20 protein-coding genes are annotated in these 22823 nt (G+C 66.8%); 11 read left to right on the forward strand and 9 right to left on the reverse strand.

Annotated features, from left to right (window positions below; genetic code table 11):
- The first annotated feature begins 11 nt into the window (after positions 1-11).
- The 4 genes from pheS to ACLBWL_RS02720 all read left to right on the forward strand — a co-directional run bounded on the left by pheS (position 12) and on the right by ACLBWL_RS02720 (position 6527).
- Entirely contained in the window at positions 12-1106 is a 1095-nt protein-coding gene (pheS, locus tag ACLBWL_RS02705) for a phenylalanine--tRNA ligase subunit alpha (protein WP_447791963.1), read from the forward strand.
- Positions 1103-3517: a phenylalanine--tRNA ligase subunit beta gene (gene pheT, locus ACLBWL_RS02710; protein ID WP_447790002.1), complete on the forward strand. Its 2415-nt coding sequence runs from the start codon at positions 1103-1105 to the stop codon at positions 3515-3517. Before pheS ends, pheT begins: the two co-directional genes overlap by 4 nt.
- Positions 3518-3780: 263 nt before the next feature.
- On the forward strand, positions 3781-4665 hold the full coding sequence (locus ACLBWL_RS02715) for an aldose 1-epimerase family protein (RefSeq protein ID WP_447790004.1): 885 nt from the start codon (positions 3781-3783) through the stop codon (positions 4663-4665).
- A gap of 293 nt (positions 4666-4958) precedes the next feature.
- Positions 4959-6527: a peptide chain release factor 3 gene (locus ACLBWL_RS02720; RefSeq protein WP_107963072.1), complete on the forward strand. Its 1569-nt coding sequence runs from the start codon at positions 4959-4961 to the stop codon at positions 6525-6527.
- A 93-nt stretch (positions 6528-6620) separates the two neighbouring features.
- Here the strand turns inward: ACLBWL_RS02720 and ACLBWL_RS02725 are convergent, their stop codons facing one another.
- The 5 genes from ACLBWL_RS02725 to rpmF form a co-directional block, all read right to left on the reverse strand.
- Positions 6621-7007, reverse strand: a complete 387-nt coding sequence (locus ACLBWL_RS02725; protein ID WP_447790006.1) for a MerR family transcriptional regulator — start codon at positions 7005-7007, stop codon at positions 6621-6623.
- A gap of 8 nt (positions 7008-7015) precedes the next feature.
- Positions 7016-7312 carry an integration host factor subunit alpha gene (locus ACLBWL_RS02730; protein WP_447790008.1) on the reverse strand — a complete coding sequence of 99 codons (297 nt, stop codon included), beginning with the start codon at positions 7310-7312 and terminating at the stop codon, positions 7016-7018.
- A 99-nt stretch (positions 7313-7411) separates the two neighbouring features.
- Positions 7412-8380 (reverse strand): beta-ketoacyl-ACP synthase III, encoded by a 969-nt coding sequence (locus ACLBWL_RS02735; RefSeq protein ID WP_447790010.1) that lies wholly within the window; start codon positions 8378-8380, stop codon positions 7412-7414.
- Complete coding sequence (gene plsX / locus ACLBWL_RS02740; protein ID WP_447790012.1) at positions 8377-9405, reverse strand: phosphate acyltransferase PlsX; 1029 nt, start codon at positions 9403-9405, stop codon at positions 8377-8379. Before plsX ends, ACLBWL_RS02735 begins: the two co-directional genes overlap by 4 nt.
- Positions 9406-9440: 35 nt before the next feature.
- Positions 9441-9620: a 50S ribosomal protein L32 gene (gene rpmF / locus ACLBWL_RS02745; protein ID WP_128455117.1), complete on the reverse strand. Its 180-nt coding sequence runs from the start codon at positions 9618-9620 to the stop codon at positions 9441-9443.
- 225 nt (positions 9621-9845) lie between these two features.
- On the opposite strand from rpmF, the gene ACLBWL_RS02750 reads away from it, so the two are divergent.
- Together ACLBWL_RS02750 and ACLBWL_RS02755 are read left to right on the forward strand one after the other, a co-directional pair.
- Positions 9846-10289 (forward strand): MAPEG family protein, encoded by a 444-nt coding sequence (locus ACLBWL_RS02750; protein WP_447790015.1) that lies wholly within the window; start codon positions 9846-9848, stop codon positions 10287-10289.
- Complete coding sequence (locus tag ACLBWL_RS02755; RefSeq protein ID WP_447790017.1) at positions 10286-11911, forward strand: M28 family metallopeptidase; 1626 nt, start codon at positions 10286-10288, stop codon at positions 11909-11911. The genes ACLBWL_RS02750 and ACLBWL_RS02755 overlap by 4 nt, the downstream gene beginning before the upstream one ends.
- 254 nt (positions 11912-12165) lie before the next feature.
- On the opposite strand, the gene ACLBWL_RS02760 is transcribed toward ACLBWL_RS02755, so the two are convergent.
- Positions 12166-12825: an MBL fold metallo-hydrolase gene (locus tag ACLBWL_RS02760; protein WP_447790019.1), complete on the reverse strand. Its 660-nt coding sequence runs from the start codon at positions 12823-12825 to the stop codon at positions 12166-12168.
- A gap of 79 nt (positions 12826-12904) precedes the next feature.
- Here ACLBWL_RS02760 and pabB point away from each other — a divergent pair, with 79 nt between their 5' ends.
- From pabB to msrA, 4 genes are all read left to right on the forward strand, one after another.
- Complete coding sequence (gene pabB, locus ACLBWL_RS02765; protein ID WP_447790021.1) at positions 12905-14677, forward strand: aminodeoxychorismate synthase component I; 1773 nt, start codon at positions 12905-12907, stop codon at positions 14675-14677.
- A gap of 50 nt (positions 14678-14727) precedes the next feature.
- Positions 14728-15927, forward strand: a complete 1200-nt coding sequence (locus tag ACLBWL_RS02770) for a pyridoxal phosphate-dependent aminotransferase (RefSeq protein ID WP_447790023.1) — start codon at positions 14728-14730, stop codon at positions 15925-15927.
- A gap of 345 nt (positions 15928-16272) precedes the next feature.
- On the forward strand, positions 16273-16419 hold the full coding sequence (locus tag ACLBWL_RS02775) for a hypothetical protein (protein ID WP_447790025.1): 147 nt from the start codon (positions 16273-16275) through the stop codon (positions 16417-16419).
- A gap of 49 nt (positions 16420-16468) precedes the next feature.
- Positions 16469-17128 carry a peptide-methionine (S)-S-oxide reductase MsrA gene (gene msrA, locus ACLBWL_RS02780; RefSeq protein ID WP_447790027.1) on the forward strand — a complete coding sequence of 220 codons (660 nt, stop codon included), beginning with the start codon at positions 16469-16471 and terminating at the stop codon, positions 17126-17128.
- 155 nt (positions 17129-17283) lie between these two features.
- On the opposite strand, the gene pdeM is transcribed toward msrA, so the two are convergent.
- Positions 17284-17946 carry a ligase-associated DNA damage response endonuclease PdeM gene (pdeM, locus tag ACLBWL_RS02785; protein WP_447790029.1) on the reverse strand — a complete coding sequence of 221 codons (663 nt, stop codon included), beginning with the start codon at positions 17944-17946 and terminating at the stop codon, positions 17284-17286.
- Positions 17947-18160: 214 nt separating this feature from the next.
- Here pdeM and ACLBWL_RS02790 point away from each other — a divergent pair, with 214 nt between their 5' ends.
- The gene (locus tag ACLBWL_RS02790) at positions 18161-20077 is read left to right on the forward strand and encodes a potassium transporter Kup (RefSeq protein ID WP_447791965.1); all 1917 of its coding nucleotides are present in this window, start codon (positions 18161-18163) and stop codon (positions 20075-20077) included.
- A gap of 169 nt (positions 20078-20246) precedes the next feature.
- Here the strand turns inward: ACLBWL_RS02790 and ACLBWL_RS02795 are convergent, their stop codons facing one another.
- Entirely contained in the window at positions 20247-21644 is a 1398-nt protein-coding gene (locus tag ACLBWL_RS02795; protein ID WP_447790031.1) for a M20/M25/M40 family metallo-hydrolase, read from the reverse strand.
- A gap of 59 nt (positions 21645-21703) precedes the next feature.
- Entirely contained in the window at positions 21704-22651 is a 948-nt protein-coding gene (locus ACLBWL_RS02800) for a retroviral-like aspartic protease family protein (RefSeq protein ID WP_447790033.1), read from the reverse strand.
- Positions 22652-22823: the final 172 nt, after the last annotated feature.

Raw genomic sequence — 22823 nt, forward strand, 5'->3', positions numbered from 1 at the left:
ACCTGAACCAGATGCGCGACCACATGCTGACGGCGATCGCCGCCGCATCCGGGCTCGACGCGCTCGATGCGTGCCGGGTCGAGGCGCTCGGCAAGCAGGGCACGATCACCGCGCTGCTGAAGACGCTCGGCAAGATGACGCCGGACGAGCGCCTCGTCCAAGGCCCGCTGATCCAGGGCCTCCGCGAAGCCGTCGCCAACGGCATCGCCGAGCGCAAGGCCACGCTCGAACGCGCCGCGCTCGACGCGCGCCTCGCCAGCGAAACGCTCGACATGACGCTCCCCGCGGACGCGCCCACGCCCGGCACGATCCACCCCGTGTCGCAGGTCATGGACGAACTCGCCGAGATCTTCGCCGACCTCGGCTTCGCGGTCGCGACCGGTCCCGAGATCGAGACCGACTGGCACAATTTCACCGCGCTCAACATCCCCGAGACGCACCCTGCGCGGGCGATGCACGATACCTTCTACCTCCAGCAGGGGATAGACGCGAAGGCCGCCGGCACCGCCGACGAGAAGACGACCTTCTCGCTCCTCCGCACGCACACCTCGCCGGTCCAGATCCGCACGATGTTGAGCCAGAAGCCGCCGATCCGCATCATCGCCCCTGGGCGCACCTACCGCTCGGACTCCGACGCGACGCACACGCCGATGTTCCACCAGGTCGAGGGCCTCGTGATCGACAAGGGCATCACGCTCGGACACCTGAAGTGGACGCTCGAGACGTTCGTGAAGGCGTTCTTCGAGCGCGACGACATCGTGCTCCGCCTGCGCCCCAGCTACTTCCCCTTCACCGAGCCGTCGGTCGAGATCGACGTCGGCTACACGCTGGTGAAGGGCAAGCGCGTCGTCGGCGGGTCCGAGCCCGATGGCTGGCTGGAAATCCTCGGCTCGGGCATGGTCCACCGCAAGGTCATCGAAGCGTGCGGGCTCGACCCCGACGAATGGCAGGGCTTCGCGTTCGGCTGCGGGATCGACCGCCTGGCGATGCTCAAATACGGCATGGACGACCTCCGCCCGTTCTTCGACGGCGATATCCGCTGGCTCAAGCATTACGGCTTTTCGAGCCTCGACGTCCCCACCTTGTCCGGCGGAGTCGGCGCATGAAGTTCACCCTCAGCTGGCTCAAGCAGCACCTCGAAACCACCGCCACGCTCGACCAGATCGTCGAGGCGCTGACCCGCATCGGCCTCGAGGTCGAAGGCGTCGAGAACCCCGGCGAGAAGCTCGCCGCGTTCAAGATCGCAAAGGTCCTCAGCGCAGAACGCCATCCGCAAGCCGACAAGCTCCAGATCCTGTCGGTCGATGCCGGTAACGGTCCGCTCCAGGTCGTCTGCGGCGCCCCCAACGCGCGCGCCGGCCTGGTCGGCGTGTTCGGCGCACCCGGTGCGTACGTCCCCGGTCTCGACGTCACGCTCAAGCTCGCGAGCATCCGCGGCGTCGAATCCAACGGCATGATGTGCTCGACGCGCGAACTGGAACTTGGCGAAGACCACGACGGCATCATCGAACTGCCGGCGGACGCGCCGATCGGCACGCCGTACCCCGAATACGCCGGCCTGACCGACCCGGTCATCGACGTCGCGATCACGCCGAACCGCCAGGACTGCATGGGCGTCCGCGGCATCGCGCGCGACCTCGCCGCCGCCGGCCTCGGCACGCTCTCGCCGCTGACGTTCGACACGTTCACGAGCGAGGGCGCAGGCCCGGACGTCCGCACCGACGACACCGCCGGCTGCCCCGCCTTCTTCTCCCAGACCGTCACCGGCGTGACCAACGGCGAATCCCCCGAGTGGATGCGCCGCAGCCTCATCGCGATCGGCCAGAAGCCGATCTCCGCGCTCGTCGACATCACCAACTATCTGATGATCGACCTCGGCCGCCCGCTGCACGTCTACGACCGCGCTGAGCTCTCCGGCGGCCTCGTCGCGCGGAAAGCTAAGGACGGCGAGCAGGTCGTCGCGCTCAACGGAAAGACCTACACGCTCGACACGACCATGACCGTCATCGCCGACGACGCGGCCGTGCACGACATCGGCGGCATCATGGGCGGCGAGCATTCGGGCGTCTCGGCGGACACCACCGACGTGGTGATCGAATGCGCGTATTTCGATCCCGACCACATCGCGCGCACCGGCCAGAAGCTGACGCTGACCTCCGACGCGCGTAGCCGCTTCGAACGCGGCGTCGACCCCGCCTTCCTCGACGACGGCCTCGCGATCGCCACCGCGCTCGTGCTGCACATCTGCGGCGGCACGGCGAGCGACGTCACGCGCTCGGGCGAACCCCCGCTAGACCCCCGCGTGATCCACTACGATCCGCGCTTGAGCGCAGACCTCGGTGGCCTCCACGTCGCCCCTGAGCGGCAGGCGCGCACCCTGTTGTCGCTCGGCTTCACGATCGGCGCGATCACGTCGGCCGACGCGTTCAGCGACGCGCTGTTCTCGACGATCGAGGGCAAGTGGCCGGTTACGGTCCCGAGCTGGCGCCGCGACGTCGACGGCCCCGCCGACCTCGTCGAGGAGGTCGTCCGCATCGAGGGCATCGACACTATCCCCTCGACGCCGCTTCCCCGCATGCCAGGCGTCGCCAAGCCGACCGCCACGCCCGAGCAGAAGCTCGAACGTCGCGCACGCAGGGCGGCCGCTGCCCGCGGCCTCGACGAGGCGGTAACGTGGAGCTTCCTCTCCGACGCCGAAGCCGCGCCTTTCGGCGGCGGTGCCTGGACGCTCGCCAACCCGATCAGCGAAGACCTGAAAGTCATGCGCCCGTCGCTGCTCCCCGGCCTGCTCGCCGCGACCGGCCGCAACCTCAAGCGTGGCCAGCAGAGCGTCCGCCTGTTCGAGATCGGCCGCCGCTATCTGGCCGAAGCCGAGCGCGCGACCTTGGGCGTAGTCTTGGCAGGCGACCGCCGTCCGCGCGGCTGGCGTGACGGTAAGGCGGCAAGCTTCGACGCGTATGATGCGAAGGCCGAAGCTCTTGCCCTCCTCGCCGCGTCGGGCGCGCCGGTCGACAATTTGCAGGTGATGGGTGAAGCCGGCGACGCATGGCATCCTGGCCAGTCGGGCACGCTACGCCTCGGGCCGAAGACGGTGCTGGCAAGCTTCGGCATGCTCCATCCGTCGGTGCTGAAGGCGTTCGACCTCGACGGCGCGGTTGCCGCGGTAGAAGTCTACCTCGACGCGATCCCGCCCAAGCGTGCGTCTGGCTTCGCGCGTCCGGCCTACACGCCGCCGGCGCTGCAAGCCGTCCGCCGCGACTTCGCGTTCCTCGTGCCGGCGGCGCTCGCCACCGACACGCTGGTGCGTGCGGTCAAGGGCGCGGACAAGATGGCGATCGTCTCGGCCCGCGTGTTCGACGTGTTCACCGGGGCGGGGGTGGAGGACGGCCACAAGTCGGTCGCGGTCGAGATCGTCCTGCAACCGACCGCCAAGAGCTTCACCGACGAAGAGATCAAGGCGATCGCCGACAAGGTGGTCGCCGCGGCAGCCAAGCAGGGCGCGAGCCTGCGCGTCTAAGCATGCCCTCACCCTTCCCACGGCCAAGCGGCCGCGGGCTCCCTCTCCCCCGAGGGGAGAGGGAGAGACGCCGAAGGCGGCGAGGGTGAGGGCACGCGCCGGCGACCTTCTCAAAGAATCACCCTTCTTTCGTCATCCCCGCGGAGGCGGGGATCCAGACGGGCTAACCAAGCGATTCCATCGACAGCGTCGCCACTCTGGATCCCCGCCTCCGCGGGGATGACATGAAGGGCATAGACCGTTCGACCGTCACGGAGACCGACATGACCGACCTGATCACGATCGCCAACGACCACCTCACCGCGCAGATCAACCCGCACGGTGCCGAGCTCACCCACCTCCACGACGCCGATGGCCGCGAGCTGATGACCAACGCCGACCCGGCCTTCTGGGCCGGTCACGCGCCGATCCTCTTCCCCGTCGTCGGTGTCGTCAACGAAGGCGTCATTCGTCTCGACGGCCAGGCCTACCCGATGCAGAAGCACGGCTTCGCGCGTCATTCAGCGTTCGACGTCGTCGCGCAGTCGGAAAGCTCCGCCACCTTCCGCCTCACCGACAGTGAGGAAACGCGCGCCGCTTACCCGTTCGCGTTCGCACTCGACATCGTCTTCACGCTCGACGGCGCATCGCTCGCGATCGAAGCGCGCATCCACAATCGCACCGACGCGGTGATGCCGGCAAGCTTCGGCTTCCACCCCGCCTTCGCCTGGCCGCTGCCGTACGGCGAGCCCCGCGCAGACCACCGCATCACGTTCGACACCGACGAACCCGGCAAGCTTAAGGCGATCAGCCCCGACGGCCAGATCGCCGTCGACGAACGCCCCTCGCCGGTCGAGGACCGCGTCATCGCCCTGCGCGACGAGCTGTTCGCCAAGGATGCGCTGGTGTGGGACCCGATCCACTCCGACGCCGTCACCTATGGCGCCAAGACCGGCCCGCAGTTGAAGATCGCCTTTCCCGACACGCCGAAGCTCGGCATCTGGACCAAGCCGGGCGCGGCCTATGTCTGCGTCGAGCCCTGGCACGGCATCGCCGACCCCGAAGGCTATACCGGCGATTATCGCGACAAGCCTGGTGTGTTCGAGGTGGCCGCGGGTGGTACGAAGAGCATCACGATGAGCGTGACGCTGGTACCTGCTACCGTTTGAATCAAACGCATCGGACCCTCTGCGATCCTCCCCCGCCAGGGAGAGTGTCTGGCGCTTGCCGGACAGAGGGGGAGGAAAGCGAAACCGCTGTTCCGTGGCCGCCCCCTCCGCCACCTTCGGTGCCACCTCCCCCTGGCGGGGGGGATTTAATTTGAAACCTGATCTCAACTTAGCGCCTTGAGGGACGCCCCTCTGTCCTAGACGCGCTGCATCTGCCAAGAGCAGCGGCATGACCGCCGGTATCCCGGCTCACCCTATCTACCGAGCCAAGACTCGGCGCACCGGACCTTATCATGACCCAATTTCCCCGCCGCACCTTCGCGATCATCTCGCATCCCGACGCCGGCAAGACCACGCTGACCGAGAAGCTCCTGTATTTCGGCGGCGCGATCCATCTCGCCGGCGAGGTGAAGGCGCGCGGCCAGACCCGCCGCGCGCGCTCCGACTGGATGAAGATCGAGCAGCAGCGCGGGATCTCGGTCACCTCGTCGGTGATGACGTTCGAGCGGCAGGGGATCACCTTCAACCTGCTCGACACCCCGGGCCACGAAGACTTCTCCGAGGACACCTACCGCACGCTGACCGCGGTCGACTCGGCGGTCATGGTAATCGACGCCGCGAAGGGCATCGAGCCGCAGACGCGGAAGCTGTTCGAGGTCTGCCGCCTGCGCAACGTGCCGATCATCACCTTCGTCAACAAGGTCGACCGCGAGGGTCGCGATCCGTTCTCGCTGCTCGACGAGGTGGCCGAGATGCTCCAGCTCGACGTCTGCCCGATGAGCTGGCCGGTCGGCATGGGCGGCGAGTTCGAGGGCGTCTACGATCTCTACGCCAACACGCTCAGCCGCCCCGAAGGCGACAGCCGCGAGTTCATGGGCAAGGCGATCCCGTTCACCGGCATCGACGACCCTGAGCTTGCCAAGATCCTCAGCCCCGAAGCGATGGTCCGCCTGAACGACGAAGCCGAACTCGCACAGGGCGGCTATTCGAGCTTCGACCCCGAGGCCTATCGCGCGGGCAATTTGACCCCGGTCTATTTCGGGTCGGCGCTGAAGGATTTCGGTGTCGCCGAGCTGATCGCCGCGCTCGCCGACTACGCCCCGCCACCGCGCGCGCAGCCGGCCGAGCCTGCGCCCGTCTCCCCGGATGAGCCCGAAGTCACCGGCTTCGTGTTCAAGGTGCAGGCCAACATGGACCCCAATCACCGCGACCGCATCGCGTTCATGCGGCTGTGCTCGGGCGTGTTCAAGCGCGGCATGAAGCTTACGCCCACCGGCCACGGCAAGCCGATCGCGGTGCATTCCCCGATCCTGTTCTTCGCGCAGAACCGCGAGCTGGCGGACGAGGCGTTCCCCGGCGACATCATCGGCATCCCCAACCACGGCACGCTCCGGGTCGGCGACACGCTCAGCGAGAAGGCCGCGATCCGCTTCACCGGCCTGCCCAACTTCGCGCCCGAAATCCTGCGTCGCGTCGTGCTCAAGGACTTCACCAAGACCAAGCAGTTGCGCAAGGCACTCGACGACATGGCCGAGGAGGGGGTGACGCAGGTGTTCTACCCTGACATCGGCTCGAACTGGATCATCGGCGTGGTTGGGCAGCTGCAGCTTGAAGTGCTGCTGTCGCGCCTCGACGCGGAGTACAAGGTCGCGGCCGGGCTAGAACCTGCCCCCTACGAGACCGCCCGCTGGATCACGGCGGAAGACCCGCTGGAACTGAAAACCTTCGCCGAGATCAACCGCGGCGCGATGGCCAAGGACCGCGACGGCAACCCCGTCTTCCTCGCCAAAAGCGCCTGGGAAGTGAACTACATCGCCGAGCGCTACGCCAAGATCCGCTTCGCCGCGACGCGCGAGCGGTAAGGAGGCTATCGTTCCCCTGCGAACGCAGGGGCCCAGGATCACAATCGCTGTCCTTTGATACCCTGGGCTCCTGCGTTCGCAGGAGAACGTGGCCTAATCCGCTGCCAGTGCTTCGGCGAGCATGTCGCGGATCGCACGCAGGGCGGTCATCGGCGATTCGGCCTGTGCCACGATCTCGCCCGGTCCCGGTATCGCACCCGCGCCCTTTTCTCCCGCCAGCAACTGCTGGACGCCGCGGACGGTATACCCTTCGCGGTTGAGATACTGGTCGATCCGCCGCACCAGCGCGACGTCCTCGGCACGGTAATACCGCCGGTTGCCCGCACGTTGCAGCGGCTTCAACTGGGGAAAGCGCGTCTCCCAATAGCGCAGGATATGCTGCGGCAGGCCGGTGTCGCGCGACAGCTCGCCGATCGTCCGAAACGCCGCACTGGCCTTTTGCCCCCCGGCATCGGGCCGTGCGTCGTCGGTATCAGGCATATCGGATGTCAGTCGGCACCGACGATGCGTTCCCGCATCATCTGGCTGGCGCGGAACGTCAGGACGCGGCGCGGTGCGATCGGCACCTCGATACCCGTCTTGGGATTGCGGCCGATGCGCTCGCCCTTGTCACGCAGCACGAACGTCCCGAATCCCGAAATCTTGACGTTTTCGCCCTGCGAAAGCGCCCCGCACATCTCGGACAGAATCTGCTCGACGATCTTGGAGGAGTCCGAGCGCGACAGCCCGACCTCCTTGTGGAGAGATTCAGCCAGATCGGCCCGCGTCAAAGTACCCGTCGTCATGATCTACAAGCTCCCACACTCGGCGAACCTCCTACACAAGCGCGTCGGCGACCGGAAGAACTTTTGTTCTACAAGCGAATCGACTCGTTTCGCCAGAGATTAGAAGCGGATAACCGCCGCGCCCCACGTGAAGCCACCACCCATCGCTTCGAGCACGACGATCTGCCCTTGTCGGACACGTCCGTCGCGCACGGCGACGTCGAGTGCCAGCGGCACCGAGGCGGCCGATGTGTTCGCGTGCTGGTCGACGGTGACCACGACTTTCGCCGGCGCGAGGCCCAGTTTCCGCGCGGTTGCATCGAGAATCCGGGCGTTGGCCTGGTGCGGCACGACCCAGTCGACCTGGTCCGCAACGAGCCCGGCCATCGCCAGCGATTCGGTCATCACCGAGGCCAGATTGGTCACCGCATGACGGAACACTTCACGGCCCTTCATGCGCAACTTGCCGACGGTCCCGGTCGTAGAGACGCCGCCGTCGACATAGAGAAGTTCGTTGTGACGGCCATCGGCGTGGAGCTTGGTGGTCAGAATGCCGCGCCCGCCTTCCTCGGCGGTGTCCTGCGCTTCGAGCACGATCGCACCGGCGCCGTCGCCGAACAGCACGCAGGTCGTCCGGTCTTCCCAGTCGAGGATGCGGCTGAACGTCTCGGCACCGATCACCAGCGCGCGCTTGGCGACGCCGCTGCGGATCATGCTGTCCACCACCTGCACCGCGTACAGGAAGCCCGAGCAGACCGCGGCCACGTCGAACGCGACGCAATCGTTTATGCCGAGCATCGCCTGCACCTTGGTGGCGCTGGCGGGGAAGGTCTGGTCCGGCGTCGCGGTCGCGAGCACGATCAGGTCGATGCTCTCAGCTTCGATCCCGGCGGCGGACAAAGCCGCGCGGCATGCGTCGGCAGCCAGAGTCGCGGTCGTTTCGCCTTCGCCGGCGATGTGGCGGAAGCGGATGCCGGTACGCTCGACGATCCACTCGTCGCTGGTGTCGACCTGTTTCGCGAGCTCGGCGTTGGACACGCGGCGCGCGGGCAGGGCGGAGCCGGTGCCGATGACCACAGATCGGATCATGCCGCCTTCTCCACGCTGCCGAGATCGTCGGCGATGCGCCGGATCAGGTCGTTGCGGACCATCTTGGCGGCATTGCCGATCGCGGTCGCGACGCCGCGATCTGTCGCGCCGCCGTGGCTCTTCACGACGATGCCGTTGAGCCCGAGAAAGACCGCGCCGTTGTGATTGTTGGGATCGAGGTGATCGCGCAGCAACTCGGTCGCGGGGCGCGAGATCAGGAAGCCGAGCTTCGAACGGACCGAACTGCGGAACGCGCGCTTGAGCAGGTCGGCGACGAATCGCGCGGTGCCCTCCGCGGTCTTCAGCGCGATGTTGCCAGAGAAACCGTCGCACACGACCACATCGACTTCGCCGCGCGACAGGCGGTCGCCTTCGATGAACCCGTTGAATTGCATGTCGACCGCCGGGGTCGCACGCAGTTGTGCGGCCGCATCGCGGATCTCGTCCGTGCCCTTCATGTCCTCGCTGCCGATATTCAGCAGCGCGACGCGGGGGTGCGGGATGTCGAGCGCGGTGCGCGCATAGGCAGCACCCATGATCGCGAACTGGACGAGATTACGCGCGTCGCATTCGGTATTCGCGCCGAGGTCGAGCATCACCATGTCGGTGTCGCCGAGCGTCGGCAGCCGCGCCGCGAGAGCCGGCCGGTCGATCCCGGGCAGCATCCGCAGCGACAGCTTCGCCATCGCCATCAGCGCGCCGGTATTGCCCGACGATACCGCGGCAGCGGCACGACCCTGTTTCACCAGGTCGATCGCGATGCCCATCGAGGTCTTCTTGGCACGCCTGATCGCCTGGGTCGGCTTGTCGCTCGACCCGACGACTTCCGGCGCGTGGACGATCTCGGAGTTCTGCGACAGGTTCGGATGCGCCTTGAGGCCCTCGCGAATCGCAGTCTCGTCGCCGACCAGCAGGAAGCGCATGCCCTCATATTGATGACGCGCGAGGGCGACACCGGCGAGCATCACTGCAAGCCCGTCATCGCCACCCATCGCGTCGACCGCGATCCAGCCGCTGTCGGGCATTGCCTATCCTTCGTTCAAGTTAGAGGCTTTGGACCTCAACCCTCGACCGAGAGGATTTCACGACCATTGTAATGGCCGCACGAGCCGCAGAGGTTGTGCGGGCGCTTCAGCTCGCCGCAGTTCGGGCATTCCTGGAACGACGCGATCGTGAGCGAGTCGTGGCCACGGCGCATGCCGCGCTTGGAGGGCGAGGTTTTTCTTTTGGGGACGGCCATTTCGGCACCTTGTTCAATCTAAAGGTCGGGGCTCCGAGTACGCCCGGACACGGAACTCGGCAACCGACATGAATGCCGGCCGCCTGAAGCAACCCATGCGGCCTGACGCTCGCGAAGCGTGGCGCTATAGCGATTTCGTCCCGCGTTGCAAGCTTTGGCCCCCGCGTTGCAACCATTGGTCGCGAGTGGCAGGACCTCCCGCGACATCCAACGAGGGGCAACGCCGTGATATTACCCGTGACTCTGACGATCGCCGCGGCCGCGGCCGTCGTCAATCTATGGCTCGCCTTCCGAATCGTGCCGATCCGGGTGAAGGACAAGGTGCTGCTGGGCGATAACGGCAACGCGCTGTTGCAGGGGCGGATGCGCGCGCATGCGAATTTCACCGAATATGCGCCGTTCATCCTGATCCTGCTGGGGCTGATCGAACTCGCCGGCGGATCGACGATGTGGCTGTGGATCGCGGGCGTCGTGTTCGTGATCGCGCGCGTGGCGCACGCGTTCGGGATGGACCGGGCAACGTCGAGCGTGCCGAGGGCCGCGGGTGCGCTGGTGACATGGGCGTTGATGGCGTTGCTAGCCGGTTGGGCGCTGGCGATCGCGTATCAGGCCAATGCGATGCCGGCTGCGAAGACGTTCCAGGTCGTGCCGTCTGGTGGCCGGGCATGAGCGCGTTTCGCTTCCTTCCCGCCGCAGCGCTGTTGGCTGCATCCCCTGCCGTGGCGCAGGTCTCGCCCGAGCGATTGTCGGCGGATGTGAAGACGCTCGCCTCCGATGCGTTCGAGGGTCGGGCGCCGGGGACGCCGGGCGAGACCAGGACGATCGCCTGGCTGATCGCGCAGTTCAAGGCGATGAAGGCGCAGCCCGGCGGCCCCAACGGCGGCTGGACGCAAGCCGTGCCGCTCGTCCACACGCGCATGGGCTCGGGTACCGTCCGCGCCGGCGACGCCGCGCTGGCGCAGGGGCGTGACGTGTATCTCAGCACGGTCCGCGGCGTCGACCGCGTCGCGATCGCGAACGCGCCGATGGTGTTCGTTGGCTACGGCGTCAGTGCGCCCGAGCGCGGCTGGGACGACTTCAAGGGGCTCGATCTCAAGGGCAAGGTGGCGGTATTCCTGGTCAACGATCCCGATTTCGAAGCCGTCGCAGGCGACGATTCGAAGGGCAAGTTCGGCGACCGCCGGATGACCTATTACGGCCGCTGGACGTACAAATACGAGGAAGCCGCAAGGCGAGGGGCGGTCGCGGCGCTGATCGTTCACGATACGCCGGGGGCGGGTTACGGCTGGAGCACGGTGACCGCGCCGGCCGGCGAGAATTACGATATCGTGCGGAACGATCCCGAGTCGCGGGTGCTGCTCCAAGGCTGGCTGGAGGGCGGCGCGGCGTCTCGCCTGTTTGCAGCCTCGGGCCTCGACCTGGCGGCGTTACGGAAAGCGGCGCGGCGGAGCGACTTCCGCCCGGTCGCGCTGAAGCAGGCGTTCACCACCGACCTGCCGGTGAAGCACGACACCGCCGTGAGCCAGAACGTGCTGGCGAAGCTGCCGGGCAAGACGCATCCCGACGAGGTCGTGATGTTCGGCGCGCACTGGGACGCCTACGGCATCGGCGCCCCCGACGCGCAGGGCCGCACGATCCGCCCTGGCGCGAACGACGACGGGCTCGGCGTAGCCGGCGTCCTCGAACTCGCCCGCAATTTTGCCAAGGCCCCCCGCACCGACCGCAGCCTCGTCTTCGCGCTGTGGAGCGGCGAGGAGCGGGGCCTGCTCGGCTCGGAGACCTACGCGGTGAACCCGGTCTATCCGGCGGCCAAGACGGTTGCCAATCTGACGCTCGATATCCTCCAGACCGCAGGGCCTGCAAAGGACGTCATGCTGGTCGGGGCGGGCCAGAACAGCCTCGAGGACATGCTGGGTGAGGCGGCGAAGGCGCAAGGCCGCATCGTAACCCCCGAAGCGCTTCCCGAACGCGGGCTGTTCTACCGCGCCGATCACTTCTCGGTCGCGCGACGCGGCGTGCCGACGTTGCTCCTGATGGCGATCAGTGGTGCGCCCGATCTGGTCAAGGGTGGTCGGACTGCGGGGCAGGCTTGGCTCGATGGCTATATGAAATGCTATCACCAGACGTGCGATGCGTGGGGGGCGGACTGGGATCTGCGCGGTGCCGCGCAGGATGTCGGGCTGTTCCAGACGATCGGGACGAAGCTGGCGAACAGCCGGTTGTGGCCGGAATGGCGTGAGGGCTCCGAGTTCAAGTCGGTGCGGGCTGAAAGCGCAAGCGAGCGGAGGTAAGTCTACCCCCCATCCCAGCGACCACCCCGGCGAAGGCCGGGGCCCAATTGGAAAGGTTGCAGCAACGGAGCTCGGCCTACGCCAAACTTCGTCCCCCAATTGGGCCCCGGCCTTCGCCGGGGTGGAGTGATTGGAAGGGTGGCGCTTATTCTGGTTCCCCCGCGAAGGCGGGGGCCCAGGGGCCAAGCCTACCGCCCTTGGTTGAGTCTGGGCCCCCGCCTCCGCGGGGGAACAGCTAGGGTTGCAAGCCGACCTTACCCCGCCAACGCCCGATCGCTCACGAACATATTCGTCGCCCGCTCATGCCCGAACGTGCTCGCCGGCCCATGCCCCGGAATGAAGCTCGTATCGCTCCCCAGCGGCCACAGCTTTTCGACGATCGACTTCACCAGCACCTGATGATTCCCCCCAGGCATGTCGGATCGCCCGACCGACCCCTGGAACAGCACATCCCCCACCTGCGCGAACTTCGACGGCGCGTGGTGGAAGATCACGTGCCCCTCGGTATGCCCCGGCGTCTCGTACACATCGAGCATGAGGTCGCCGACCGACACCGTGTCGCCCTCGACCAGCCACCGGTCCGGCTCGAAATTCACCCCCGAAATCCCGTATTTCGGCCCGTCCTGATCAAGCCGCTGCAACCAGAAGCGATCCGCCTCGTGCGGGCCCTCGATCGGTACGCCAAGGTCGTTCGACAGCCGTTTCGCCCCGCCGGCATGATCGATATGCCCGTGCGTCAGCAGGATTTTCTCGACCGTAACGCCGGCCTGTTCGACCGCCGCCATGATCCGCGGCAGGTCGCCGCCCGGATCGATCACCGCGGCCTTCATCGTCGTCGTGCACCAGAGGAGCGTGCAGTTCTGCTGGATCGGCGTGACCGGTACGATCGCGGCGCGGAGTGGTGGATTTGTCATGGCCCCGAAATAGGATAGCGCATCGGTTGGAGCAATCGCCGCTTGCGGTTTACCCCATCGCCCGTGCAACAGGAAGGCGATGTGGACTGCGCCCTTCGTTTTGCTCGATGATGCTCGTGAGGGGGGCGCTCCGGCGCGATTGTACCGCGACCCCGTCCGGATCGTCCGGGCCGATACGCTCGCCGAGGTGCGCCCGGCGCTCGACGCGCTACGAGATGCCCGCGCGGAAGGGCTGCACGCCGCCGGGTACCTCGTCTACGAAGCCGGCGCTGCACTATCCTCGAAGCCGGTCGACGTCCGCACCGAAGGGCCGCTGCTCTGGTTCGGCCTGTTCGCCGAGTATCGGACGATCGCGCCCGAAGACGTCGCCGCCTTGCTCCCCGACCCAGCCGGCGCCTGGACCGGTGCACCCGAGCCGCTGATCGACCGCGACACCTACGACGCCAGCCTAACGCGCGTGCTGGAGCTGATCGCGGCGGGCGACATCTACCAGGCCAACCTCACCTTCGCCGCCACCGTGCCCTTCGTCGGCGACCCGCTCGCGCTGTACGCCCGGCTGCGGCGGCAGGCGAAGGCGGGCTATGGCGCACTGATCGACACCGGCGAGACGCGGTTCCTGTCGCTGTCGCCCGAACTCTTCTTCGCGCTCGACGGCGACACGCTAACCTGCCGCCCGATGAAGGGCACGGCGCAACGAGGCGACACCCCCGAGGCCGATCGCGCACTCGCCGAGGCACTCGCCGCCGACCCGAAGCAGCGCGCCGAAAACCTGATGATCGTCGACCTGATGCGCAACGACCTGTCGCGCGTCGCCACTCACGTCGCGGTCCCAGACCTGTTCACCGTCGAGACCTATCCGACCGTCCACCAGATGACCTCGACCGTCACCGCGACGCTCAAGCCCGACTGCGACGCGGTCGACGTGCTGACCGCGCTGTTCCCGTGCGGATCGATCACCGGCGCGCCAAAACAGCGCGCGATGGAAGTCATCGTTGAGGTCGAGCACGCGCGCACCCGCGGCATCTACACCGGGTCGATCGGCCGCCTCGATCCTAACGGCGACGCGATCTTCAACGTGGCGATCCGCACGATTGCCGTCCAAGCCGAGCGCGCGATGATGAGCCTCGGCTCGGGCATCGTCGCCGACAGCGCGGCGGATGCGGAATGGGACGAGTGCCACGCGAAAGGCGCGTTCGTCACCGCCGGCCAGCGCCGCTTCGACCTGATCGAGACGATGGCGTTCGATCCCGACGACGGGCTCCTCCGCCTCGAGGCGCATCTCGCGCGGATGAAGGCGAGCGCCCAGGCGCTGGGGTTCACCTTCGACCGCCACACCGCGCGCAACGAACTCCAGGCGGCGACCTTCCGGTTGCGCGGCCCCCGCCGCATCCGCCTGTTGCTCAGCCCGTCCGGCGCGATCGCGATCGAGGCAGCACCGCTCCCGCGATCGCCCGCACAGGCTAGCGTCGCGATCGTGCCGCTACCCGTCGCCGCGACCGACTTCCGCCTCCGCCACAAGACGAGCGCACGCGACTTCTACGATCGCGCCCGCATCGACGCGGGGACCTTCGAGGTGGTGTTCGAGGACGCCGACGGCTTCCTGACCGAAGGGAGTTTCACGTCGGTGTTCGTCCAACGCGGCGCGATCCTTGTGACGCCGCCGCTACGGCCCAGTCAGTTTTCGGGCCTGCTCCCGGGTATTCTCCGCGCCGATCTGCTTGAATCGGGTCGCGCGATCGAAGCGCCGATCACCCGCGCCGACCTCAACGCCGGTTTCTTCGTCGGAAATGCAGTCCGGGGCCTCATTCCGGCGATCGTTACGGTTGCGAATTCGGCCAAGCGGAGCGTATAGCGCCCGCGAATTCCGCGGCGATGTTCGCGGACAACCGCAAAGGTTACACCATGCACGCATCCGCCGCGCTCGGCCGCATCAGCCCCTCGCCGACGCTCGCGATCACCTCGCGCGTTCTCGAACTGAAGCGCGCAGGCGTCGATGTGATCGGGCTTGGCGCGGGTGAACCCGATTTCGACACGCCGGACTTCGTGAAAGAGGCTGCGATCCAGGCGATCCGCGACGGCAAGACCAAATACACCAATGTCGACGGCACGATCGAGCTGAAGCAGGCGATCGTCGCGAAGTTCGCGCGCGACAACAACCTCACCTATACCACCGACCAGATCAGCGTGAACGTCGGCGGCAAGCACACCCTGTTCAACGCGATGGTCGCGACGATCGATCCGGGCGACGAAGTCGTCATCCCCGCGCCGTACTGGGTCAGCTATCCCGACGTCGTGCAGTTCGCGGGCGGCGTGCCGGTGATCGTCAAGGCGGGCCCCGAGGTCGGCTACAAGCTCGATCCCGCCGCGCTCGACGCCGCGATCACGCCTAAGACCAAGTGGGTGATCCTCAACTCGCCGTCGAACCCGACCGGGGCCGGCTACACGATCGACGAGCTGAAGGCGCTCGGCGCGGTGCTGGCGAAGCACCCGCATGTTTGGATCTTCGCCGACGATATGTACGAGCACATCGTCTATGACGGCTTCAAGTTCGCGACCATCGCCGAGGCGTGCCCCGAGCTGTTCGAGCGCACGCTGACCGTCAACGGTTGCTCGAAGGCCTATGCGATGACCGGCTGGCGGATCGGCTATGCCGGCGGCGCGGCGTGGCTGATCAAGGCGATGGCCAAGCTCCAGTCGCAGTCGACCTCTAACCCCTGCTCGATCGCGCAGGCGGCGGCGGTGGCGGCGCTGAACGGCGACCAGTCGTTCCTCGCCGAGCGCAACACAGCGTTCCAGGGGCGTCGCGATCTGGTGGTGGCGATGCTCAACGAGATCGACGGCATGCACTGCCCGACGCCGGAGGGTGCGTTCTACGTCTATCCGTCGTTTGCCGAGCTGATCGGCAAGACGACGCCGAACGGTCGCCTGATCGATACCGACGAGGCGATGGTCGGCTATCTGCTCGACGACGCCAAGGTGGCGGTCGTGCAGGGCGCCGCGTTCGGCCTCTCGCCGGCGTTCCGGATCAGCTACGCGACGTCCGACGCGCTGCTCCGCGAGGCCTGCACGCGAATCCAGACGGCCTGCGCCGCGCTCAAGTAACAAACGATCCTCCCCCGCCAGGGGGAGGTGGCGCGAAGCGACGGAGGGGGAGGATACGGAACGAGGGTTGTTCCTTTCCTCCCCCTCCGTCTGGCAAGCGCCAGCCACCTCCCCCTGGCGGGGGAGGATCGAAGGTTCGAGCAACAATCGAGACACGCGGCGACATCTTCCGGCAATCCTGCCGGACAATGCCTGCTGCACGATGAACGCATCGGCCACGGCGCGTTAATCGAGAGTTTCTAAAAACGACATTGTGGTTGACCGGCATCTCCACGACATGCCGGGACGTAGCTGACACCGGCCCACCCGGTCGGTGTCGTCACTTGGTTTCATTGGGATCGCATCATGCGCAGTATCGTAAAGTCGAGTTTCTTCTGGCAGTTCAGCGGCGGTTTCGTGCTGGGTGCGATCGGCTTGCTCGCGCTCCAGCCCGCCGAGGCGCGCCAGACCTTCGCCAGCCATTTCGAGCACAGCGTCTCCACGACGCGATAAGCGCGCCGACGGCCTAGCGAAGACGAGCGGCAACCCCATGTATCTAAACATGAAAAAGCCGCTCCTCGCCACGCTCGCCGCCGTCGGTATCGCCGGTGCGGTCATGTCCACCGGTGCCGCACAGGGCGCCCGCGCCGTCGTCATCCCCGCCGTCAAGACCGACCTTCCCGCGACATCCGATATCCAGACCGCTGTACTCGCTGGCGGTTGCTTCTGGACGATGGAGGCGGTGTTCGAGCATGTGAAGGGCGTAAAGGCGGTCACGACCGGTTATGCCGGCGGCACCAAGGCAACTGCGACCTACGACCAGGTCTCGGCCGAAACGACTCGGCATGCCGAAGCGATCAAGATCGCGTACGATCCCCGGATCGTGAGCTACGGGACGTTGCTGCGCGTCTATTTCTCGATCGCGCATGACCCGACGACCTTGAACCGCCAGGGTCCGGACAGCGGCCCCAGCTATCGCTCGGCGATCTTCCCGCAGTCGCCGGCGCAGGCTCAGGTTGCCCGCGCGTACATTGCGCAGCTGGGGGCGACTCATGCGTTCTCCGGGCCGATCGTGACGAAGCTGGAGACGGGGACGTTCTATCCAGCCGAAGCGTATCACCAGAATTTCTACGACCGGAACCCGACGCACCCGTACGTGGTGATGTGGGACAAGCCCAAGGTGGCGGCGTTCCGCGCGGCGTTTCCGACGATCGCCAGCTGAGACCTTCCGTCATCAGAGCACACCACCCCGGCGAAGGCCGGGGCCCAATCGGAAAGGTCGCAGTAACGTTGGACAAACCTCCGTTATAAGCCGCTCGTAATTGGGCCCCGGCCTTCGCCGGGGTGGTGGCGTATATACCTGATCAGCGACAAACTTCAGGCAGCAACCGGAAAGCGCAACATCCGATCCGCCACGGGCACCATCGCTTCCGCGCCTAGACCAACCGCGCGGACAATCTCGGGATGGTCGACATCGAGCCCCCCCGTCAGCGACCCGAACGCGGGCAGGATCAGCTTCGTCGCAGTCGCCACGAAACACCGCCGCGCGACCGACTTCCCCCGCACCCGCAGCCGCAGCTTCGGATGGAAATGCCCCGACAGTTCCGGCCGCGTCTCCGCCCGGTCGGCCTCGTGCCGCAGCACCAGCCCATCGACGACGACCTCGTCCACCACCTCGCCGCCACACCGATCGAGGATCGCCGGATCGTGATTGCCCGTGATCCATGTCCAGCGTGTGCCATCGGTCAGCGCCCGCAGCATGTCCTGCGCCCGCTGCGGCAACCGCGCGCATCCGTCGCTGTCGTGGAAGCTATCCCCTAGGCACCAGACCTCGCGCGCGCCCGTCGCCGTGACCAGCGCGGTGAGATCGGCCAAGGTCGCGATCGAATCATAGGGCGGCAGCATCTGGCCGCGCCCCGCGAACCAGCTCGCCTTCTCGAAATGCAGGTCGGCGACCAGCAGCGCGCGGCGCTCCGGCCAGAACAGTGCGCCTTGTGGCAACGCCAGAAGCGCATGTCCGCCGAACGAAAAGGGAACCATCCGCCCGCCATGCCGCCCCCGCCGCGGCGAATCAAGCGGGCATCCGCGAGGGCGGGCAGGGCTTGCGCATGTCCGCAATCGGCGTAAAGCGCGCCGTCCCTTCATGAGGAGCGCTTTTCGCGCCATGTCGTCCGAAGCCGGAACACCGCAAACTGCCGCAGTCCCCCAACCGCCCGCCGATGGCGTGGCGGCGCAGGTCTGCGCGCCCGCCGATATGTCGGCGGCGCATCTGCATCCGCACCCGGCGCTGGCGGCGCTGACCGTCGGTGCGATCGGCGTGGTGTTCGGCGATATCGGCACCAGCCCGCTCTATGCGTTCCGCGAGGCGCTCGGCCAGACGTCGGCGGGCGGCATCGATCCGACCGAGATTCTCGGCGTGTTGAGCCTGGCGCTCTGGTCGCTGTTCCTCGTCGTCACCGTAAAATACGTCATCTTCCTGATGCGCGCGGACAACCAGGGCGAGGGCGGCGTGTTGGCCCTCGCAGCGCTCGCCCGTCGCGCGCTAGGTATGCGCTCGCGAATCGCCATCGTCCTCGGCGCGGCGGGGGCGTCGCTGTTCTACGGCGATGCGATCATCACCCCGGCATTGTCCGTGCTGTCGGCGATGGAGGGTTTGCGGACGATCCCGAGTGCCGCGCACATCTTCAACGAAGGCGTGGTGCGCGCGCTGACGATCGGCATCCTGATCGCGCTGTTCATGATCCAGTCGCGCGGGACCGCGCAGGTATCGAAGCTGTTCGGCCCGGTCTGCATCCTGTGGTTCGTGTCGATCGGGGCGCTCGGCATCTGGCACATCGCCGACGAGCCCTCGATCGTCCGTGTGTTCCTGCCGACCTACGGCATCTCGTTCCTCGCGACGCACGGCGTCACCGGGCTGTTCGTGCTTGGCGCAGTATTCCTCACCGTCACCGGCGCCGAAGCGCTGACCGCCGACATGGGCCATTTCGGCAAGCTGCCGATCCGCATCGGCTGGTTCTTCCTCGTCTTTCCGGCGCTCGCGCTCAACTATCTGGGGCAGGGCGCGTTCGCGCTCGCCAAGCTCGAAGATGCCGCGCGGCAGGGTATTCCATTCGTCAACCAGGACTGGTTCTTCCTGATGGCGCCCGAATCGCTGCGCGCGCCGCTCATCATCCTCGCCGGATTCGCGACCGTCATCGCCAGCCAGGCGGTGATCACCGGTGCGTTCAGTTTGACGCAGCAGGCGATCCAGCTCGGCCTCCTCCCGCGCCTGCGTATCCGCCAGACCTCGGCGGTGTTCGCCGGCCAGATCTACCTCCCCGCGATCAACTGGCTGTTGCTGATCGGCGTGCTGGTGCTGGTGATCCAGTTCAAGACGTCGTCGGCGATGGCGGCGGCGTACGGCATCGCGGTGACCGGCACGATGGTGGTGACCACCTTGCTCGCCTATATCGTGGTTCGCCATCGCTGGAACTGGTCGCGCCCGCTCGCGCTGGCGGCGATCCTGCCGTTCCTGACGCTCGACCTGGTCTTCTTCGGCGCCAACATCCTGCGCGTGATCGAGGGCGGCTGGGTGCCGCTCGTCATCGCTGCGTCGATCGGGCTGATCATCTTCACCTGGGTCCGCGGCAAGAAGATCGTCAGCGCGTTCGAGAAGCGCCAGAGCATCCCGCTGAGCGACCTCGCCGCTGCGCTGGAGAAGCGCCCGCCCGAACGCGTGTCGGGCACCGCGGTGTTCCTGACCGCCAACCCGCACGCGACGCCGGGCGCGCTGTTGCATAACCTCAAGCACAACAAGGTGCTCCACGAGCGCAACCTGATCGTGAGTATCCGGACGGCGGACCGGCCGTTCGTCGAGGAATCCGCGCGCGCGAAGGTCGAACGCGTCGACGACAATTTCTCGATCGTCGTGCTGACCTACGGCTTCATGGAATCGCCCGACGTCCCGCGCGATCTCGGCGTCGGCAACAAGACCGAGCAGCTGGGGCTCGACCCGATGCGGACCTCGTTCTTCATCGGCCGCAACACGCTGAAGCCCGATGCGGAGAAGGGCATGCCGCCGTGGCAGGACCGTATCTTCCTGTTCCTGCAACGCAACGCGAGCGACCCGACCGACTTCCTGAAGATCCCGCCGGGCAAGGTGCTCGAGCTAGGCGAACAGGTCACGGTCTAAACTGAGGGCGTGGCGGACGGTTTCGGGGCGGGAAGCGCGTGCTCCCTCGCCCGTTCGGGGAGAGGGAAGGGGCCCGCGGCGCTTGCCGTGGGAAGGGAGAGGGGCGTTGTCGGGCACCGTCTCGAGCCTCACGCCCCTCTCTCCCCGTAGGGGCGAGGGACATTCCACATCACCCCGCAAACGCCTTCACCAGGTCGAACAGATAATCGCGGCCGTCGTACAACGACGCCACCCGGATCCGTTCGTTGAGCCCGTGAATCCCCCCCATGTCCTTGTCGATGAACACGCCGGGTACGCCGTAGACCGGGATCCCGATCGCTTCGAAGAATATCCCGTCGGTCGCACCGGTCGACATCATCGGCAGGATCGGGATGCCGGGGAAGTGCTTGGCCGCAACCTTCGTCACCGGCCCCATGATCTTCGGATCCAACGTCGGCGGGATCGCGGTCGGCCGCACCGGCTGGTTGGCCGTCACCGTGACCTTCGCCCCCGCCAGTTCCTTCAGCTTGGCGAGCGTGCCGTCGACCGTCTCCCCCGGAAAGATCCGGCAGTTGATGTTGGCCGTCGCGCGCTGCGGCAAGGCGTTCTCGGCATGCCCGGCGTTCAGCAACGTCGCCACGCACGTCGTCCTGAGCGTCGAGTGCATCGCCTTGTCGCGACTGACGATCGCATCCGCCGCCTTGTCCTCGGGGTTGGCGAGCAGCTTGGTGATCGCATCCCCCATTTCGCCCGGCATCGCCTTCGCGCTGGCCGCGAAGAACGCCTTGGTCGTATCGGTGAACTTCACCGGAAACTCATAGCCCTGCACCGCCTTCACCGCATCGGCGAGTTCGTAGATCGCGTTCTCGGGGATCGGCTGCGAGCTGTGCCCGCCCGGGTTGGTCGCCAGGAAGGTATAGTTCTGCGCGGCCTTCTCGCCGACCTGGATCGCGAGCAACTGGCGCTTGCCGGTGTCGTCAAGCCGCCCGCCGCCGCCCTCGTTCAGCGCGAATTCCGCCGCGATCAGGTCGGGCTTCGCCTTCGCCAGATATTGCGCGCCGTTCCACGCAAACGTCGTCTCTTCGCCGCAGGTCAGCGCCAGCTTGATCGTCCGCTTCGGCTTGTAGCCGCCGGTCTTGAAGCGGATCATCGCGTCGGACCAGATCGCAGCCTGCGCCTTGTCGTCGACGGTGCCGCGCGCGTAATAATAGCCGCCTTCCTCGATCAGCTTGAACGGATCGCGCACCCAATCCTCGCGCTTGGCCTCGACCACGTCGAGATGCGCGAGCAGCAGCATCGGCTTGAGCGAGGCATCCGACCCCTTGAGCACGGCGACCAGACCGCCGTCCTTGGGATGCTCGGGTACCGAGAAATAGGTGACGTCCGCGTCCGCATAGCCCGCCGTCTTCAGCCGCGCGCCGATCTGTGCCGCGGCCTGCGTGCAACTGCCCGCGGACAGCGTCGTGTTGGTCTCCACAAGCTCTTTGTAGAGCCCGAGGAACGCCTTCTGATCGGGCCGCGTCTGCGCCTGCGCAGCGATTGGTGTGGTCAGTATTGCCGCCGTAATTAGCCAATTCGTTGCGCGCATAGTGATCCCCTTGATCGATTATGACCGCAGAGTTGCAGCGAATGCGGCGTCGCGCAACCTCAACGCCGCGACGGCGGACGCAAGGTCCCGCGCGGCAGCGCAAGCCGGACCTCGCGGTTGGCGAAATCGATGTCGACGCGGCGGAAGAGTTGCAGCACGTCCATCCCGAGCAATACTGCGGGACGGTTGGCCAGCCCGAACACGCGGAACGGCGGCGCATCGACCGCGGTGAACGCGACGGGCAGGTCGCCGAGCGTCAGGCTGCCGATCGTGGTACGGTCGATCGTCGTGTAATCCGCGACCACGGTTTCGCCGGTCACGCCGGTCAGCGACACCGGTTGCGAGCGCGCCGCGCTGCCGAGCTTGCGCATCACCTTCCGGCGGAGCGCGGCGTTGCCCATGCTGATCGAGGTACCGGTATCGAGGATCACGCGGATCCGGATGCCGTTGCAATAGGCGTCGGTGACGACCAGCTGACCGAACAGGCTGCGCGCGCGAATGACGATCTCATCGGGATCGGCGCGCTCGCGGCTCGGGCGTTTGCGCGACGGCGCGACGGTCATCGTCTGCGCGTCGAAGTCGATCGTCACCGCATGCGCCTGTAACGTGTCGATCCCGAGCAGGCCGTTCGCCCCGAGATACACCGCGCCGATCGCCGGCGCCTCAATCGCCGCGCTGCCGATGACGCTGACCTTCAGTGAGGGGATCAGCACGGTGGCGATGTTGCCGACGCCGGTCATCCCCGTCACGCGAACGGTCCGCCCCGGCGCGAGGCGCAGCGTCTGGGCGAGCTCGCGCGAGATAACCGTGCGCTGCGCGCCGGTGTCGACGATGAAGGGATAGGGCCCGGCGTCGCCGATCGTAACGGGCACCGTCATGCGGGTCTGATCGACGCCGAACAGGAGCGTGTCGGGAGGCGGTTCTGCTGCAGATGCTGCACCGGGCGACGGTGCAGCATTCTGGCGTGGCGGCGCCGCGTCCTGGGCGCTGGCCTGGGCGGCGATCATCAGCAATAGAGGGGCTAGCCACCTGTGCATGCTGCAAATGCTGCGCTCATTCCGTGATGCGCGCAACTGTGGTTGTTACTGTGGTTGTTAGAGAAGAATGCCCCGCTGAAACGCCACCACCCCGGCGAAGGCCGGGGCCCAATTGGGGGAGGTCGCTAATGGAGGGCGGCGC

It is taken from the genome of Sphingomonas sp. M1A8_2b, assembly GCF_053345535.1.

Coding starts and splice junctions, on each gene's coding strand:
- pdeM (WP_447790029.1), bottom strand. CDS start 17,946: ATGGTTCCCTTTTCGTTCGGCGGACATGCGCTTCTGGCGTTGCCACAA.
- ACLBWL_RS02735 (WP_447790010.1), bottom strand. CDS start 8,380: ATGATCCGATCTGTGGTCATCGGCACCGGCTCCGCCCTGCCCGCGCGC.
- ACLBWL_RS02795 (WP_447790031.1), bottom strand. CDS start 21,644: ATGCGCGCAACGAATTGGCTAATTACGGCGGCAATACTGACCACACCA.
- ACLBWL_RS02730 (WP_447790008.1), bottom strand. CDS start 7,312: ATGACGACGGGTACTTTGACGCGGGCCGATCTGGCTGAATCTCTCCAC.
- msrA (WP_447790027.1), top strand. CDS start 16,469: ATGAAAAAGCCGCTCCTCGCCACGCTCGCCGCCGTCGGTATCGCCGGT.
- ACLBWL_RS02800 (WP_447790033.1), bottom strand. CDS start 22,651: ATGATCGCCGCCCAGGCCAGCGCCCAGGACGCGGCGCCGCCACGCCAG.
- ACLBWL_RS02760 (WP_447790019.1), bottom strand. CDS start 12,825: ATGACAAATCCACCACTCCGCGCCGCGATCGTACCGGTCACGCCGATC.
- ACLBWL_RS02715 (WP_447790004.1), top strand. CDS start 3,781: ATGACCGACCTGATCACGATCGCCAACGACCACCTCACCGCGCAGATC.
- ACLBWL_RS02775 (WP_447790025.1), top strand. CDS start 16,273: ATGCGCAGTATCGTAAAGTCGAGTTTCTTCTGGCAGTTCAGCGGCGGT.
- ACLBWL_RS02790 (WP_447791965.1), top strand. CDS start 18,161: ATGTCGGCGGCGCATCTGCATCCGCACCCGGCGCTGGCGGCGCTGACC.
- ACLBWL_RS02755 (WP_447790017.1), top strand. CDS start 10,286: ATGAGCGCGTTTCGCTTCCTTCCCGCCGCAGCGCTGTTGGCTGCATCC.
- pabB (WP_447790021.1), top strand. CDS start 12,905: ATGTGGACTGCGCCCTTCGTTTTGCTCGATGATGCTCGTGAGGGGGGC.
- ACLBWL_RS02720 (WP_107963072.1), top strand. CDS start 4,959: ATGACCCAATTTCCCCGCCGCACCTTCGCGATCATCTCGCATCCCGAC.
- ACLBWL_RS02770 (WP_447790023.1), top strand. CDS start 14,728: ATGCACGCATCCGCCGCGCTCGGCCGCATCAGCCCCTCGCCGACGCTC.
- pheT (WP_447790002.1), top strand. CDS start 1,103: ATGAAGTTCACCCTCAGCTGGCTCAAGCAGCACCTCGAAACCACCGCC.
- plsX (WP_447790012.1), bottom strand. CDS start 9,405: ATGCCCGACAGCGGCTGGATCGCGGTCGACGCGATGGGTGGCGATGAC.
- pheS (WP_447791963.1), top strand. CDS start 12: ATGCGCGACCACATGCTGACGGCGATCGCCGCCGCATCCGGGCTCGAC.
- ACLBWL_RS02725 (WP_447790006.1), bottom strand. CDS start 7,007: ATGCCTGATACCGACGACGCACGGCCCGATGCCGGGGGGCAAAAGGCC.
- rpmF (WP_128455117.1), bottom strand. CDS start 9,620: ATGGCCGTCCCCAAAAGAAAAACCTCGCCCTCCAAGCGCGGCATGCGC.